Raw genomic sequence first — 14,089 nt, 5'->3', positions numbered from 1 at the left:
AACCCCAATTACAATTGTAATTGGGGTTTTTTACTTTTACGTTATTTTTGATTATAAAAATTTGATACTCATAGGGTAATAAGGCTGTTCATCATTACTAACTCTTACTGCATTTACAATAGGAAATACAAACGTTAGAATACCTAATACTAAAAACCCTAATAGCCCTAAGCCAAATAATAAAATCATAGGAATACAAATTATAAAATAGAGAAACATACTTATTCTAAAATTCATAATTGCCTTTCCATTTTCATCCATATTAACTACTGTATCTTTTTGGGTTAACCATATAATTAAAGGTACGATAAAGCCTCCAAAACCTGTAACAACATCTAATAACTGACTCAAATGGGTAATGACTAATAACTGTTTGTTTTCTTTTTGCACGATATTTTGATTTTTGATTGATGTACTAATATGACGCTTCAAAAACCAAAATGTTACAAAAAAAAAGAATTATTGTTTACGCTCTAATTTTCTCAATTTTTCAGACTCCTTTAAAATATTGATCTGTTCTTTTGCAATTTTATCATTCAATTTATCAATAGCAACAGGAGAAAGTTTTCCTTTACGTTGACCTTCGGCTAACTTCATTTCATATTTAGCAATCTTGTCTTCACATTTCTGAATATCTTGATTCTTACTTGCTATTGCACTTTTTAACTTTTCCTGCTTTTGAGCCTCTTTTGCTTTGGTTTTAGCTTCCTTTTCAATCTTCTTTTGCTCTTTCTCTACTTTTTTCTGTTCTTTTGCTAATTGCTTCTGCTCTTTCGCAGCAGCTTTCTGCTCCGCTTTTACTGCAGCAGCTTTTACTTTGGCTTGTTCTATCTGCTTTAACTCTTCTTGTTCCTTTATCATATCTTTTACGACTACGATAGAATCTTTAACTTGTTCTGTTTCTTGTGCATAAGATTTTCCTAAAGAAAATAATGCAATTACTGCTACTACTACTAATTTATTCATATATAATTTAATTGTTAATGGACGGCGAATGTACAAAATAGTATGAATCACCATCATAAATATTTTTTAATGCGCATGTTGCCATACATCGCTTCTTTTAACGAGCTACAAATGGGTATAACAAAAAAAAATGCCACTTTTATAAAGTGGCATTCAAAACTTGTAATTTTAGATTTCAATTTTATAAGTTTTCTAACTTATAAGTACGTACCCAATCATAAAACGTCGTGCGATCTCCCCAAGTACCTGTCATACCGCCATCTGATGGAACAGGATTCCAATCATAGGTTTCTGTAACCAATTTTAAGTACAATGGCAAGTCAAAATCGGCTTTAGGAGTAATACTATACACTTCATTCCCGTCTAGATAAAACACAATTTCTGTTTTACTTTTCCACCAGGCTGCGTAAACATGGTAAGACTCATACACTTTATTATATAATTCTTTATTGCCTCCTACAGAACCTGTTGGTGTTGTTGCACAGGTTGTATTTCTACTATGCGTATTAGAATGTATGGTTCTATTGAAGTTTTGTGCAAAATTTGCAGTACCAACAATTTGACCGACACATTCCTGAATGTCTAATTCTATGGTTCTTTTATCACAGCCATTAGTATCGTTTGCATTGTTAATTAACCAAAATGTAGACGACATAAACGTCTTATTTGCTTTCATTCTTGCTTCAAAATAATAGCCTACTTGCCCTGCTGTATGAGAAGTTATGTTAGAACCTTCATGTGTAAACGTTTTTCCATTGACTACTCTAGGACTAGGCAACTTCTTGCAAGTTAATCTAAGGTTACCATTTTTTTCAGATACAGTACTTTCTATAAAAAGTCCTGGAGGTCTACCTATCCATCGGTTAGGATCGGTATTTTTCCATTTGTTGGCATTAAAAGAGCTGTCATTAAATTCATCAGACATAGCCTCTACCTTTACCCATTTCTTGCCATTGGGTAATGGGTTTTGATTTGCGTTGAAAAACGGACCACCTTTCCGTACATCTCCTTGAGTTTCTTCGGATTGCTGTTCTTCTGTAACAACAGCTTCAATCGCATCTTCTTTTTCTACATTTATATCGCTATCATTAGTGCTACAACTTACCAGCGCTAATAGGATTGCAAAAAAAGGAATTTGGGGACTCATTTTTTTCATAATAGTATAATTTTAAGTTATTTTCTCAAAATTAGCTACAGGTATTTCAATTGGTAACCATAAATGACCTTTTGACTGCAACATATGAGTAATTAATCATATGTTGCAGTCATATTCCCCTATGGTAAATGTTTGTCTAGTTATTAGCGTCTGGTAGTAGATTACCAAATACTATTTTATATTTTTGCATTATGATACAACAGGATACTATAGTAGCACTTGCCACACCTTCTGGTGCAGGTGCCATTGCCATCATTCGCCTTTCTGGTATAGATGCTATTACCATTGCCTCAAACCATTTTGTGTCTAGAAAAGGTAAAAAATTAGTACACCAGAAAACGCATACCATCGTATTAGGACATATTGTAGATGGCAATCGTGTTTTAGATGAAGTATTGGTTTCTATATTTAAAGGTCCCAATTCATATACAGGAGAAAACATCGTAGAAATATCTTGTCATGGATCTACGTATATACAACAGGAAATCATCCAATTATTTCTTAGAAATGGATGTAGAACTGCAGACGCAGGAGAGTTTACTTTACGTGCCTTTTTAAATGGGAAAATAGATTTAAGTCAGGCAGAAGCTGTAGCCGATGTTATCGCTTCCGATAATGCGGCTAGCCATCAAATTGCTATTCAGCAAATGCGTGGTGGCTTTAGTAATGAAATAAAAGAACTACGAGCAGAATTAATGAATTTTGCTTCTTTAATTGAATTAGAATTAGATTTTTCGGAAGAAGATGTAGAATTTGCCAATAGAGATCAATTTCAAGATCTTATCAATAGAATTACCTTAGTCTTAAAACGGTTGATTGATTCTTTTGCTGTTGGAAATGTGATTAAAAATGGTATTCCAGTAGCTATTGTTGGAGAACCTAATGTTGGAAAATCGACTTTATTAAACTCCTTATTAAATGAAGATCGCGCTATCGTATCTGATATTGCCGGAACAACTAGAGATACCATTGAAGATGAAATTTCTATTGAAGGTATCGGATTTCGATTTATTGATACAGCCGGAATTCGTGAAACCCAAGATATCGTTGAAGGTATCGGGATAAAAAAGACATTCGAGAAAATAAAGCAAGCACAAGTAGTTTTATATTTGGTTGATGGCTCTCTGATGACAGGCACCAAAGAAATTGCGCTCTTAAAGATAGAAATTGAAAAAATTAAGAATCAGTTTCCTCAAAAATCTATTCTGTTATTAATCAATAAAGCGGATAAAATAGCTCCTGACACCACCACGCTTATTTCTTCAGAAATGGAGACATTATCTGCACAGCTAAAAACTATATTTATTGCTGCAAAAACAGGTGAAGGCGTAGAAGATCTAAAAGGAGAACTATTAGGGCTTATCAATACAGGAGCGCTGAGAAACAACGAAACGATAGTGACCAACTCCAGACATTACAATTCCCTTTTAAAAGCTTTAGAAGAGATTCAAAAGGTACAATATGGAATGGATGCTGGTTTTTCTGGAGATTTATTAGCTATAGATATTCGTCAAGCCTTATTTCATTTCGGAGAAATCACAGGAGAAATATCAAGTGATGATCTTTTAGGTAATATTTTCGCGAACTTTTGTATTGGAAAGTAATGCAATAAAACATAATAAAGCAAAATAAACTAATATACAAGACATCAGCACTTTAACTCAAAATAAATTTTAAAAAATACAATATACTTTTTTAAAATTTAGTATATTTTGTACCTTTTTTGTACCTCATTATCTCACATATTATTATATTTGATTTTTTAGGAGAAATTATGGCACCTAAATTATCTTATATTACAATAATGATAACTATCGATACAATAATAAGGTAAGCATTTAAAGATTATGAGCTCAAATATAAGAGTAAAGAGAATTTGCGAAAACTGCAATACATCCTTCATTGCTAAAACTACTGTTACAAGATTTTGTGGTGATAATTGTGCTAAAAGAGCATATAAAAAAAGGATGCGTAGCAATAAGATTAAACAATCAAATACAAAGACTTTAAAAATTGAAACTCAGCCCATATCTATAATACAGATTAAGGACTATCTTACCGTAAATGAAACCGCTAAATTATTAAGCATCTCAAAGAGGTCTGTTTACAGATTAATTCAAACAGGAAAGCTAAAGGCCTCTAATCTTTCTGAAAGATTAACACGTGTTAAAAAGTCAGATATTAACGAATTACTTTCATAAATTTTTAAACGATGGCAAATGTCACAGTACGCAAAAAGAAATTAGCTAATAATAAATACAGCTTATATTTGGACTACTTCCCTCCAATTATAAATCCAAAAACTGGTAAAGAATCTAGAAGGGAATTTTTAAAATTACAAATACATGCAACTCCTAAAGATCAAATAGAAAAAACCCATAATAAACAAACCATTGAATTTGCAGAAATTGTTAGGGCTAAGCGCCTCGTTCAAATTAGAAATAAGGAATACGGCCTTAAAGACAACGTAAACCTAAGTATTAATTTTGTAGCTTTCTATGAGACTGTAGTGGAAGAAAAACATAACACCGTTGGTCACTCAAATTACTTAGCTTGGAAATCGTCTTTAAAATATTTTTTAGAATTTTTCGGAACCAAAATTCAATCACACAATTTAAATCAAAAGCATGTAGACAACTACAGAGAATTTCTACTAAACACGAATAATCTTCGAGTGAAGGACACGAGGAAATTGGCAAGAAATACGGCTTCGACTTATTTTAAACATTTTATAACCGTTCTAAAAAAGGCTTATAAAAACAATTTATTAATTACAAACTTAGCAGAAGATGCTATTTATATAAAAGAAGAGCAAACGCATAGGGAATATCTAACAGAAGAAGAACTAGTCCTATTATGGAAAACTAATATCAAAATAGAAAAAATAAAACACATGGCCATTTTTGCTGCTTTAACTGGTTTACGTTTTAGTGACATCATAAATCTTAAATGGGAAACAGTATATAATGATAAGCATCAAGGACATTATATAAGGTTAAAAGAACAAAAAACTGGTAATCTGACTAATCATCCAATTTCCAAAAATGCTTATGAAATTTTAAAAAAGCAAGATACAACCAATGGACAAGTTTTCACTAATATCAAATACAGTCAGGTAACAAGACCTTTAAAAGAGTGGATAAAGCTTTCTGGAATAAATAAGAATATCAGTTTTCATAATTTTCGTCATAGCTATGCTAGTCTGCAACTAGCGAATGGCACAGATATCTATACCGTATCAAAATTATTGGGACATAAAAACCTATCAACAACTCAGATCTACACCAAGGTGATGGATAAAAACAAAATAAAAGCTGCTAACCGTATTAATTTAGATTTAGATGGATTACCTACAAACATATAATGACGCATATCATAAGGATTATGAGCTATTTAAAAAATTAGCTTTTGAAAGTTTAGAATCTTCTAAGGAAATGACAAGGATTTTTAAGGATGCATTTAAATTATCAATTTTTAGAGCTAGTCAAAAATGGCATGATGATTCTTCATGGGAATTTTTTGATTCTAATTCATCTTATGAGTTATTAGGAAAAGATAGAAGATACGAGCTAGATAATACCAAAAAGGTACTGGAAAATGATTTAAAAGAACGTTTTGAAAACTTGGAGATTAAGCGTAAAAAAATGTTTGTTGATTATTCAGATTACCTACAGAAAACAGCTAAAAAAGTCGCAATAGAGAATGTAATTGAATTGCTTGAAACTTCTAAAAAAGTAATAAATACTCTGTATACTATAGACAGGCTTGACTCTTTTAATTTCAGTACCGAATTTGATTACGAAAACAAAATTGATGGCTACACATCTGCATATGAAAGTTTATTTCCGAATGAAAAGAGGGCTAGCGAAAGTATAGATACTGATATACTCAGTAAGAATGAAAAATACTTATTACTTCATATACTCTTTTCATTTTTTGAAGAAAGCAAAAAACCAACTATGGTTGAAATTGCTAAAATAATTACTCTCGCAAACGTTGATGATGAAATTCTTTTAACCGATAAATATAAAAATCATGATGGGTATAGAATTCTATTATACGGCTACAAGTTTAGAGCAAAAAAGGAAATACAAAGAGAATGGATTAAAAGTTTATTAGAAAAAATAAAACCATATAAATTAGCACAAACAAGTACTAAATTAAGAATGGAATTAAGGAAATTAAATTAAAAAACATAAGTAATTTAAGCTAAAAAAGGCGAATTTACTATTAAAAAAAATCAATAACAACTTAATAATCAATATATTAAATCATAAGCAGTAAGAATTCTACTTCCCACCAGAATACCCACCACATATTTAAAAAGATAGCATCTCTCGTTAATTTCGAATCATATTATTAATCACAAAAAAATTATAATGATTTTAAATTATCGATTAACAGCTGAGGAAATAAAAGTACTAGCTGATGAGATTTCCAAGAATTTAAGAAGCAATTTTCAAGCTCCGTTGAGCACCCATGAAGATCCTTTTTTAACTATTGATGAAGTGGCAAAACTATTGAATATGACTAAAGGAAGTATTTACGGTCTTGTCCATAAAAACGCCATACCCTACCACAAAAAAGGAAAACTCTATTTCCTTAAATCCGAAATTAATGATTGGATAAAAAGTGGGAAACGTGAAACAAAATCTTCCCTTCACGAAAAAGCAGATGAGTATTTAGCAAAAAATCTATTTCAATAAGCGTTAGTCTAACGTTAAAATAACGAGAAATGGATAGATATACATACAATTGTGAATATTGTGGAAAAGCATACACTCCAAAAAGAAGATTTAAGCAAAAATACTGTTCCAGTAGTTGTCGTGTAAACTCTTTTACAAAAAGAAAAAAAGCAAAGGAAAACTTACCAGACTTTAAAAAACCAAAAGAAGTATCCGTAAAGGACAAAATGAGTTGGTCTGGAATCGGGAATGCTGCGGTAGGAAGCCTAGCTACCAATATTGCAACTAATCTACTAACTAAGGAAGAAAACAAACCTGCTACTAAAGGCGATATTCAAAAAATATTAAATATTGGTATTAGCAAATTGACGCTTATAAAAAATATGCCGCCAAGAACTGATGGTGCCCGAGCATATTTTGATATCACCAACCAAATAATAATTTATAAAAAAAATATACATGTCAAATAATAAAAAACTTATAACATATAAAATAGAAACCCACCTGAGAGAATTATATCGGGATCTAATTAGCATTACTACATACCAGCAGATTAATAGAAATATGATAAATGCTTTAATTACAAAAGTCAATATCATGATAGAAATAGTTGAATATCTACCTCGACTCCCACTTTATGATATAGAGCAAGAAATAATAAAAATGTGCAAGGAAGACCACTCTATGCATGGTGTTAATATAGCCTTATTGTTTGAAAATAAAAATCCAATTATTGATTACAGTAAAATGGGCCACCTTAAAATAAACCTTTAGTTATGAAACAAAAATATTTAAGAATAGGAACAACATATTATAAGGATGTTACAATACCATTACATAGTGGAGACCATATAAAAACTTTAGTTGCTTGGTCTAAAAATGAAATAAGTACAGATCACGGTAAAGAATATATAAAGGGTATCAACAAATATGATGGCTTTTGCTTAATTCCATCTCACACTAATTATAAATCTGAAATTGATGGGTTTTATAATAAATACGAAGAATTAAACCATAAAACCAATAGTGGAGATTTCAGAGAGACCGAAAAATTTCTAAAACATATTTTTGAGGAGCAATACAATTTAGCTCTTGATTATTTAAGTATACTTTGGAAGTACCCCTCCCAGGTACTTCCAATCTTATGTCTTGTTAGTAATGAACGAAATACTGGTAAAACAACATTCATCAATTGGTTGAAACTTATTTTTCAAAATAACATGACTATTAATAATAATGAAGATTTTAGATCTAGGTTTAACTCTGATTGGGCTTCCAAATTAATAATTGCTGTGGATGAAGTCTTACTCGACAAAAGAGAAGATAGTGAACGCCTGAAGAATCTAGCAACTGCTAAAACTTATAAAAGTGAAGCAAAAGGAAAAGACAAAGTAGAAGGCAGTTTTTTTGGAAAATTTGTATTATGTTCTAATAATGAAGAGAACTTTGTATATATAGATGCTGAAGAAACGAGGTACTGGGTCAGAAAAATTATTCCATTTAATTTGGAAGAGGATAACCCGAATTTATTGGATGACTTAAATACCGAAATACCTTACTTTTTAGATTTCATAAATAATAGATCAATTATTTCTCCTAAAAAAACTAGAATGTGGTTTACTAAAGATCAAATTTACACAGATGCTTTGAGAGTTTTAAAGAATGGAAATAAGACCTACCTCCATAAAGAGTTAGAGCAAATTATTAGTGATGAATTTTACATGTTTGAAAAAGAAGAACTAAAATATTCCGCAGGAGATTTAGTGGATAAATTGCTTAAAAACAATATTAGAGTTTCCTCCTTCAAAATTTCTGATCTTCTAAAAAATAAGTATAATTTAGAAACTAAAAATAGCACTTATATAAAGTATCATATTTCTAACTCTACATTGAATAAACCAATAGTAGAAGAAACATCACATAAGGGAAGGCATTATACATTTAGTAAAGAGTATTTTAAAAGTGATTAAAATTGTTGATTTGTTGATTGCCTAAAAAAAAACTAACAAAGTCAGGTAATCAGCAAAAAACATTGTGTCAACATTAAAGCAACTAGAATTTCTTCAAAGAAGTTGATCAAAAGTTGCTAAAGAGTTTTATTAGTACCACCTATCTCCATTAGTTTTAAAGACATTTGTCAACAACCAACACTTCTCGGCCGGTTTTCTCTAATCATTACAAAGGCGAGATATTCCTTAGATAATAAATCTTATATATTTAGAACATATAAGTATTATCTCAATTAATCTAAGAAATATCCATAAAGAAGTTAAGATTCCCTATAAATCTATAGAGCTATTAAATAATAATTAGTTAAGACTGCGGTTCGGTAAAAAATTACACTGAAGATAACTTTAAATAATGTTTGCTTCACAAATGAATTTTAACACATCATAAGAAAAACTCACAAAAGCCTTAAAAGGTACCTTCTGGTATTGTAATGAAGCTGGTTTAATTATCGAAATAATATAAAAGATATAATGAACATATGTTCATTATATCTTAAATTGGCGGTATAATGAACATATGTTCATTATACAATTGTTATAGGCAAGCAAAAAAAACGACACTAGAGCAATGAATTATAAAACTAGCGCACTTAAATGGAACCAGTAACACTTACAATAATTACTTATGTCTCTCTTAAATGTGTTGACCAATTTATTAAGGAGGAAGGTTATGGCAGGTTCAAAAAATTACTATTCCCTGAAAAGAAGTACAAAAAACAGCTAGTAAAAATCATCTACGAAACCATTGAAGATTTTGAGCAAAACCATAAATACGATAGTTCCAATGGTATGTTCCCTTTTTACCATTCTCAAATATTCTTTGAACACTTAACATTATACGTGTTATTCAAAAAAGGGACTCTAGACGAAATCAAAGGCGACTTCAAAAAATTCCCTAAAATCATTCAACCTACTCCAAAAGACCTAGAAGATTTTTATTCGCTATTCACAGAAAAGGTAAATGCTGACAAGGTTTTAAAAAAACTATTTATTGATGAGAACTACAAAAGCCAAATCTTTGATATTAGCCAAGCTATAGAAGAAGTTATTGGTCTTGTTGTATCTGTAAAAACGGATACTGCCTCAATCAAAACTTCTGTTGAATCTTTGGTTGCAGATAATGAGAGCAAGAAACTTACACCTGATAAAATTTCACAAGCATTAAAATCACAGGTAAACAGACAAATTAAAAAGCAGATCAACTCTGGAAAATACCTTCAAAATACTTTCATTGAGACGGGGGATCAAAAAGATAATTTGAGATACTTATGTGATTCAGTATTCTATTCAGAAAAATGCTTTCATGAAAGTAGTATACTTGATTTCCGCTACTTCAACAATTTCCTTGCAAAGAAAAGGCACTCACTATTCAATTATGATTTTGAAAAGTTAAAGCCAGCGAATGGAGAAATGACTGTAAGCAACTGCACAGCAATAATTTCAAAGTGGCACAATTACTTAGTTAACAAACGTCAAGAAATAACAGACATAAAAATTGGATCAAATGAGAAGTATAAATTTGAATCCAAATTCAGGGACAGGATTGATGATTTAGAATTCCTAAGAGCAAGAGTTGCATTGATAACAGAAACAGCAGGTCAGGGAAAGACAAATTTTCTTTGTGATTTTTCTGAAAACTTTTTAGTCAAAAGAGAAATACCAACTGCATTTCTTACTGGAACAGAAGTCAAACCAAATGATTTAAGACAGTCATTACTGCAAAGAATTTTTCCCGATTCACCAAACTATACTTTTGAAGAATTCCTAAATAACCTTAAAACACTTTGCTATAAACAGGGGAAATTTTTCGTTTTAGTTATTGACGGCATTAATGAAAACTATAACTCAAAATTGTTAAGTCAGAATTTAGAAACTTTCGTTTCTGAATTGCTTGAACATGATTTTGTGAAAATTGTTCTTAGTTGTCGAACTGAATATTACGAACAAAACTTTTCTAATCTTGAAGCATCTTCATTTGCAAAGGAGACGAAAAAAATAACTTCGTTACTAAGTCAGCGTCCAGATGATGATTTAAAGAAAAAACTGCTCCGCATTTATTTCAATCATTTCAAAATTGAGCATAATGGGATTTCCAACAAAGCACATGAGCAACTTGTAGAAAATTTTCTTCTGTTAAGGATTTTTTGTGAGGCATATCAAAACCAAAAACTTGAAAGAATTGAAAACATTTACAAGCAAGAACTCTTTGAAAAATACTATGAAACTAAAAGTGATGAAATAAACAAGCGGCTAAAAACCAATGATGAATTTAAAGTGTCAGGTAATTTTGACATCAGGAATTTTATTCAAAGTGTTGTAGAGTTTATGATTCATGAAAAGACCTATGTTAATGTTCCTCTGGATAGAATTATTGCCAACTCTAGTGATAGAGAAATGTATGTCCGATTTTTGGATGAAAACATTCTTGTTAAAAGAGATATTCAAACTGATGAAAAGGGAATTTTCACTTCTTCCGAAGTTGTTAATTTTACATTTGATGAGTTTCGAGATTTTTTAATCTCCCAATACTTAGTTGAAGTTCTTTACAAAAAATCAGTAGAAGAATTTACTTCGTTTATTGAAAATCAGGTCAACGAAAAATCTCCATTACTTGAAGGATGCAGCACTTTTCTATTTTATGTATCAAGGAAAGGTTTAGATAAACAACTACACGAAATCCTTGTCAAACAACCTTGGTTTGAAGCAGTATTTTCAAAATGCATTTTCTCTCTTAAAGATTCTCAAGTAACCAATGAGGATAAAAATGTTCTTAAAGGAAAACTGTTAGGCAATGAAAGGTATAGTGATTCCATTATTTGGAATCTCATAATCCGATATGATATTACCTACTATAATAATCTAAGCATTGAATTTTTGTTTGAGTTGTTGCGTGAGTTTGACACAAAGCAATATGTTGAATGTTTCGTAAGCAAATTTGGAACAGACAGGTGGGGACATTCAAGATTGATAAATCAAGAACAATTGGTTAATCAATTTGATGACATTTTGGAAAAGAGAGAAGCAGACGATGTATTTTATTATGAAAAACTCTTTGAACTCTTGATTTACATGTTCACCAATAAAGATCGTTGGAATATTCAATCTATCTATGAGAAATATTTTTTCCGACATTCTGAACAAGGGAAAATACACCTTAGTAAAGCATTGGAAAGCAAAAATGAAACATTGACTAACGCAATTAAACAATTTATAAGTTCGTATGAAATTAAGTTATGACTTTTATAAATCTCTCCTATTGATTAATAAAAATTTGACAAAGGAAATTTTTATTGAAAAAGCTGGCGTTCAAGATGGTTATTCATTGAGAATGTTTTCAAGAATGTATGACAGTGTAACATCTGAGTTGATTGATGTAGATAAAGAGTATAAAAAATACTATTCGTTTGAGTATAGCTCAATAGAAAGTTTTCTTTACAGAAAATACAATCTTAAAGAAAAACACATTGTTGAATTGATGGAAGAACGAAAGAACAATCCTGACTGCCTACTATACAGAAAAGATGATAATTCATACGGTGATTATGGAATTGCCCAATTCACATTTTCAGATACAATGTATGACAGAGTAATGGAAATATTAACTCTTAAAAATTCAAGCAAATGAAAATAAGATATGACTTTGTAACAAACAGTTCATCCACTTCATTCGTGATAATCAGCGATGGCGAATTTAACTTCAAAGATTTCGTTGAAGCAGTTGGAGTAAAAGATGATTCAACGTTTGTTGACATTTACCAATCTTTGTTTAATGCTTTCAAGGATGACATGGAGCCAGCCCGTGAGTATTATGAAAAACATTATGGTGGTGCCTACTCAACATTTGAAGAATTTATAGAAAAAAGACTTTGGAAAAGTGGCAAGGAAGTATTGCCAAAAATTCTTGAAGCAGAAAAAAATGGCAAAAACGTTTATATAGGTCAACTGAGTAGTGATACTGATGAAACTGAATGCTTTTTTTGCACCGATGATTTCATTATAGAAAGTAGTAATTTATATATCGATGCTCAAGAAGATGGTTGGTAAAAATAAAAATATAGTTCATAGAAAATATGCAGATCAGCATTATTCAGTTTTATTTAATAAAAAGACTGGATATTTTGTGCGTGCAGAGGAAAAAGGTTATCCCGAACCTCTTTGGGCTATGCATGGCCCAGAATTACTCGATATAAGTATTACTAACTGGTGTGATCAAGGTTGTTCTTTTTGTTATAGAAAATCAACACCAAAAGGAAATCACATGTCGCTTAGCGATTACAAATTAATCATGGAGCAAGCAAAGGAAATGGATGTTTTCCAAGTTGCATTAGGCGGTGGAAATCCAAATCAACATCCCGACTTTATAGAGATACTTGAGACTACTGTTGAACATGGAATTGTTCCATGTTACACCACAAATGGCAGAGGGCTTACGCCTGACATTTTGAAAGCAACAAAAGAATTATGCGGCTCTGTTGCTATTAGTGCTTACGAGCCATACACCGAGTTCAGAAAACATCTTGAAAAACTATTTGAATATGGAATAAAAGCAAATGTTCACTTTGTAACAGATAGTCAAACTATCAATACAGCAATTGAATGGTTAAGAAATCCACCAGCATTTTTGGAAGGAATAAATTCTCTGATATTCCTGAACTATAAACCAATCGGAAGAAAACCCGACATGACATTGTTACTTAAAGACAAGGTAAAATTAAAAGAATTCTATGGTTTAGTAAATCAAAGTAAAGGTGCTTTGAAAATTGGCTTTGATAGTTGCAGTATTTCAGGAGTAGTAAAATATGTGAATGTGAATTCAGAATTTTACGAGGGTTGCGATGCAGGAAGGTTTTCTGCTTTTGTTGATGAAAATTTAAGGATGATGCCTTGTTCTTTTATGACCAACACCGATTGGTATGGAGATTTAAGAACGGAAAAGATGATTGATATTTGGCAGAAAAACACCTATTTCAAAAAGTATAGAAATAATATTCTAAACAACGGTTGCACTTCATGTGCCTTTCAAAAGACTTGTATGGGTGGCTGTCCTTTTATTGAAGAACTTTCACAATGCGATTGGAAAGATGAAAGACTTGGGTTCTCGTTTGCTCAATCTACACCACAGTGAAGCAAACATCTATTAATGATTGAAGAACCATGAAATTAAAATAAAGCCTGCCTATAATCGAGTAGACGGCTCCGCCCCTAATTAGGAACGGAGTGCGCCTCTCACACCACCGTACATACGGGTCTCGTATACGGCGGTTCAATAATTA

At 31.2% G+C, this 14,089-nt stretch carries 16 protein-coding genes; 12 read left to right on the top strand and 4 right to left on the bottom strand.

Annotation, left to right across the window (positions count from 1 at the left end; translation table 11 throughout):
- Nucleotides 1-51 precede the first annotated feature (51 nt).
- The 3 genes from BLQ19_RS19165 to BLQ19_RS19155 form a co-directional block, all read right to left on the bottom strand.
- Nucleotides 52-390, bottom strand: coding sequence for a DUF4870 domain-containing protein (locus BLQ19_RS19165; protein WP_024480432.1), 339 nt, complete (start codon nucleotides 388-390; stop codon nucleotides 52-54).
- A 69-nt stretch (nucleotides 391-459) separates the two neighbouring features.
- A complete protein-coding gene (locus tag BLQ19_RS19160) occupies nucleotides 460-966 on the bottom strand; it encodes a hypothetical protein (RefSeq protein WP_139150290.1) in 507 nt (168 codons plus the stop codon).
- Between the two features lie 181 nt (nucleotides 967-1,147).
- Nucleotides 1,148-2,122 (bottom strand): LamG domain-containing protein, encoded by a 975-nt coding sequence (locus BLQ19_RS19155; RefSeq protein WP_254788443.1) that lies wholly within the window; start codon nucleotides 2,120-2,122, stop codon nucleotides 1,148-1,150.
- 191 nt (nucleotides 2,123-2,313) lie between these two features.
- Between BLQ19_RS19155 and mnmE the strand changes: the two genes are divergently transcribed.
- The 8 genes from mnmE to BLQ19_RS19115 all read left to right on the top strand — a co-directional run bounded on the left by mnmE (nucleotide 2,314) and on the right by BLQ19_RS19115 (nucleotide 8,777).
- On the top strand, nucleotides 2,314-3,726 hold the full coding sequence (gene mnmE, locus BLQ19_RS19150) for a tRNA uridine-5-carboxymethylaminomethyl(34) synthesis GTPase MnmE (protein WP_074539404.1): 1,413 nt from the start codon (nucleotides 2,314-2,316) through the stop codon (nucleotides 3,724-3,726).
- A gap of 243 nt (nucleotides 3,727-3,969) precedes the next feature.
- A complete protein-coding gene (locus BLQ19_RS19145; RefSeq protein ID WP_074539403.1) occupies nucleotides 3,970-4,323 on the top strand; it encodes a helix-turn-helix domain-containing protein in 354 nt (117 codons plus the stop codon).
- Between the two features lie 11 nt (nucleotides 4,324-4,334).
- Nucleotides 4,335-5,486, top strand: coding sequence for a tyrosine-type recombinase/integrase (locus BLQ19_RS19140; RefSeq protein ID WP_074539402.1), 1,152 nt, complete (start codon nucleotides 4,335-4,337; stop codon nucleotides 5,484-5,486).
- The gene (locus BLQ19_RS19135; RefSeq protein ID WP_074539401.1) at nucleotides 5,464-6,312 is read left to right on the top strand and encodes a hypothetical protein; all 849 of its coding nucleotides are present in this window, start codon (nucleotides 5,464-5,466) and stop codon (nucleotides 6,310-6,312) included. Before BLQ19_RS19140 ends, BLQ19_RS19135 begins: the two co-directional genes overlap by 23 nt.
- A 189-nt stretch (nucleotides 6,313-6,501) precedes the next feature.
- A complete protein-coding gene (locus BLQ19_RS19130) occupies nucleotides 6,502-6,828 on the top strand; it encodes a helix-turn-helix domain-containing protein (RefSeq protein ID WP_024480425.1) in 327 nt (108 codons plus the stop codon).
- 29 nt (nucleotides 6,829-6,857) lie between these two features.
- Nucleotides 6,858-7,277: a hypothetical protein gene (locus BLQ19_RS19125; RefSeq protein WP_034667628.1), complete on the top strand. Its 420-nt coding sequence runs from the start codon at nucleotides 6,858-6,860 to the stop codon at nucleotides 7,275-7,277.
- Nucleotides 7,267-7,581: a hypothetical protein gene (locus tag BLQ19_RS19120; RefSeq protein WP_074539400.1), complete on the top strand. Its 315-nt coding sequence runs from the start codon at nucleotides 7,267-7,269 to the stop codon at nucleotides 7,579-7,581. Before BLQ19_RS19125 ends, BLQ19_RS19120 begins: the two co-directional genes overlap by 11 nt.
- Nucleotides 7,582-7,583: 2 nt before the next feature.
- Nucleotides 7,584-8,777 (top strand): primase-helicase family protein, encoded by a 1,194-nt coding sequence (locus BLQ19_RS19115; RefSeq protein ID WP_074539399.1) that lies wholly within the window; start codon nucleotides 7,584-7,586, stop codon nucleotides 8,775-8,777.
- A 384-nt stretch (nucleotides 8,778-9,161) separates the two neighbouring features.
- On the opposite strand, the gene BLQ19_RS21830 is transcribed toward BLQ19_RS19115, so the two are convergent.
- Nucleotides 9,162-9,284: a hypothetical protein gene (locus tag BLQ19_RS21830; RefSeq protein WP_139150291.1), complete on the bottom strand. Its 123-nt coding sequence runs from the start codon at nucleotides 9,282-9,284 to the stop codon at nucleotides 9,162-9,164.
- Between the two features lie 126 nt (nucleotides 9,285-9,410).
- On the opposite strand from BLQ19_RS21830, the gene BLQ19_RS19110 reads away from it, so the two are divergent.
- Genes BLQ19_RS19110 through BLQ19_RS19095 form a run of 4 tightly spaced genes read left to right on the top strand, consistent with a single transcriptional unit; the run spans nucleotide 9,411 to nucleotide 13,941 of the window.
- Complete coding sequence (locus BLQ19_RS19110) at nucleotides 9,411-12,053, top strand: NACHT domain-containing protein (protein ID WP_074539398.1); 2,643 nt, start codon at nucleotides 9,411-9,413, stop codon at nucleotides 12,051-12,053.
- Nucleotides 12,037-12,441 (top strand): hypothetical protein, encoded by a 405-nt coding sequence (locus BLQ19_RS19105; RefSeq protein WP_074539397.1) that lies wholly within the window; start codon nucleotides 12,037-12,039, stop codon nucleotides 12,439-12,441. Before BLQ19_RS19110 ends, BLQ19_RS19105 begins: the two co-directional genes overlap by 17 nt.
- The gene (locus tag BLQ19_RS19100; protein ID WP_074539396.1) at nucleotides 12,438-12,860 is read left to right on the top strand and encodes a hypothetical protein; all 423 of its coding nucleotides are present in this window, start codon (nucleotides 12,438-12,440) and stop codon (nucleotides 12,858-12,860) included. The genes BLQ19_RS19105 and BLQ19_RS19100 overlap by 4 nt, the downstream gene beginning before the upstream one ends.
- Nucleotides 12,838-13,941, top strand: a complete 1,104-nt coding sequence (locus BLQ19_RS19095; RefSeq protein ID WP_074539395.1) for a radical SAM protein — start codon at nucleotides 12,838-12,840, stop codon at nucleotides 13,939-13,941. Before BLQ19_RS19100 ends, BLQ19_RS19095 begins: the two co-directional genes overlap by 23 nt.
- The last annotated feature ends 148 nt before the right edge of the window (nucleotides 13,942-14,089 follow it).

The organism is Cellulophaga baltica (genome assembly GCF_900102165.1).
Lineage (GTDB): Bacteria > Bacteroidota > Bacteroidia > Flavobacteriales > Flavobacteriaceae > Cellulophaga > Cellulophaga baltica.
The sequence above is the reverse complement of the archived record's forward strand: the minus strand, read 5'-3'. Positions and strand labels throughout refer to the sequence as shown.

Excerpts from the sequence above, each read along its gene's own strand:
- BLQ19_RS19160 (WP_139150290.1), bottom strand. The coding sequence starts at position 966 with ATGAATAAATTAGTAGTAGTAGCAGTAATTGCATTATTTTCTTTAGGA.
- BLQ19_RS19155 (WP_254788443.1), bottom strand. The coding sequence starts at position 2,122 with ATGAAAAAAATGAGTCCCCAAATTCCTTTTTTTGCAATCCTATTAGCG.
- mnmE (WP_074539404.1), top strand. The coding sequence starts at position 2,314 with ATGATACAACAGGATACTATAGTAGCACTTGCCACACCTTCTGGTGCA.
- BLQ19_RS19145 (WP_074539403.1), top strand. The coding sequence starts at position 3,970 with ATGAGCTCAAATATAAGAGTAAAGAGAATTTGCGAAAACTGCAATACA.
- BLQ19_RS19140 (WP_074539402.1), top strand. The coding sequence starts at position 4,335 with ATGGCAAATGTCACAGTACGCAAAAAGAAATTAGCTAATAATAAATAC.
- BLQ19_RS19135 (WP_074539401.1), top strand. The coding sequence starts at position 5,464 with ATGGATTACCTACAAACATATAATGACGCATATCATAAGGATTATGAG.
- BLQ19_RS19130 (WP_024480425.1), top strand. The coding sequence starts at position 6,502 with ATGATTTTAAATTATCGATTAACAGCTGAGGAAATAAAAGTACTAGCT.
- BLQ19_RS19125 (WP_034667628.1), top strand. The coding sequence starts at position 6,858 with ATGGATAGATATACATACAATTGTGAATATTGTGGAAAAGCATACACT.
- BLQ19_RS19120 (WP_074539400.1), top strand. The coding sequence starts at position 7,267 with ATGTCAAATAATAAAAAACTTATAACATATAAAATAGAAACCCACCTG.
- BLQ19_RS19115 (WP_074539399.1), top strand. The coding sequence starts at position 7,584 with ATGAAACAAAAATATTTAAGAATAGGAACAACATATTATAAGGATGTT.
- BLQ19_RS19110 (WP_074539398.1), top strand. The coding sequence starts at position 9,411 with ATGGAACCAGTAACACTTACAATAATTACTTATGTCTCTCTTAAATGT.
- BLQ19_RS19105 (WP_074539397.1), top strand. The coding sequence starts at position 12,037 with ATGAAATTAAGTTATGACTTTTATAAATCTCTCCTATTGATTAATAAA.
- BLQ19_RS19100 (WP_074539396.1), top strand. The coding sequence starts at position 12,438 with ATGAAAATAAGATATGACTTTGTAACAAACAGTTCATCCACTTCATTC.
- BLQ19_RS19095 (WP_074539395.1), top strand. The coding sequence starts at position 12,838 with ATGCTCAAGAAGATGGTTGGTAAAAATAAAAATATAGTTCATAGAAAA.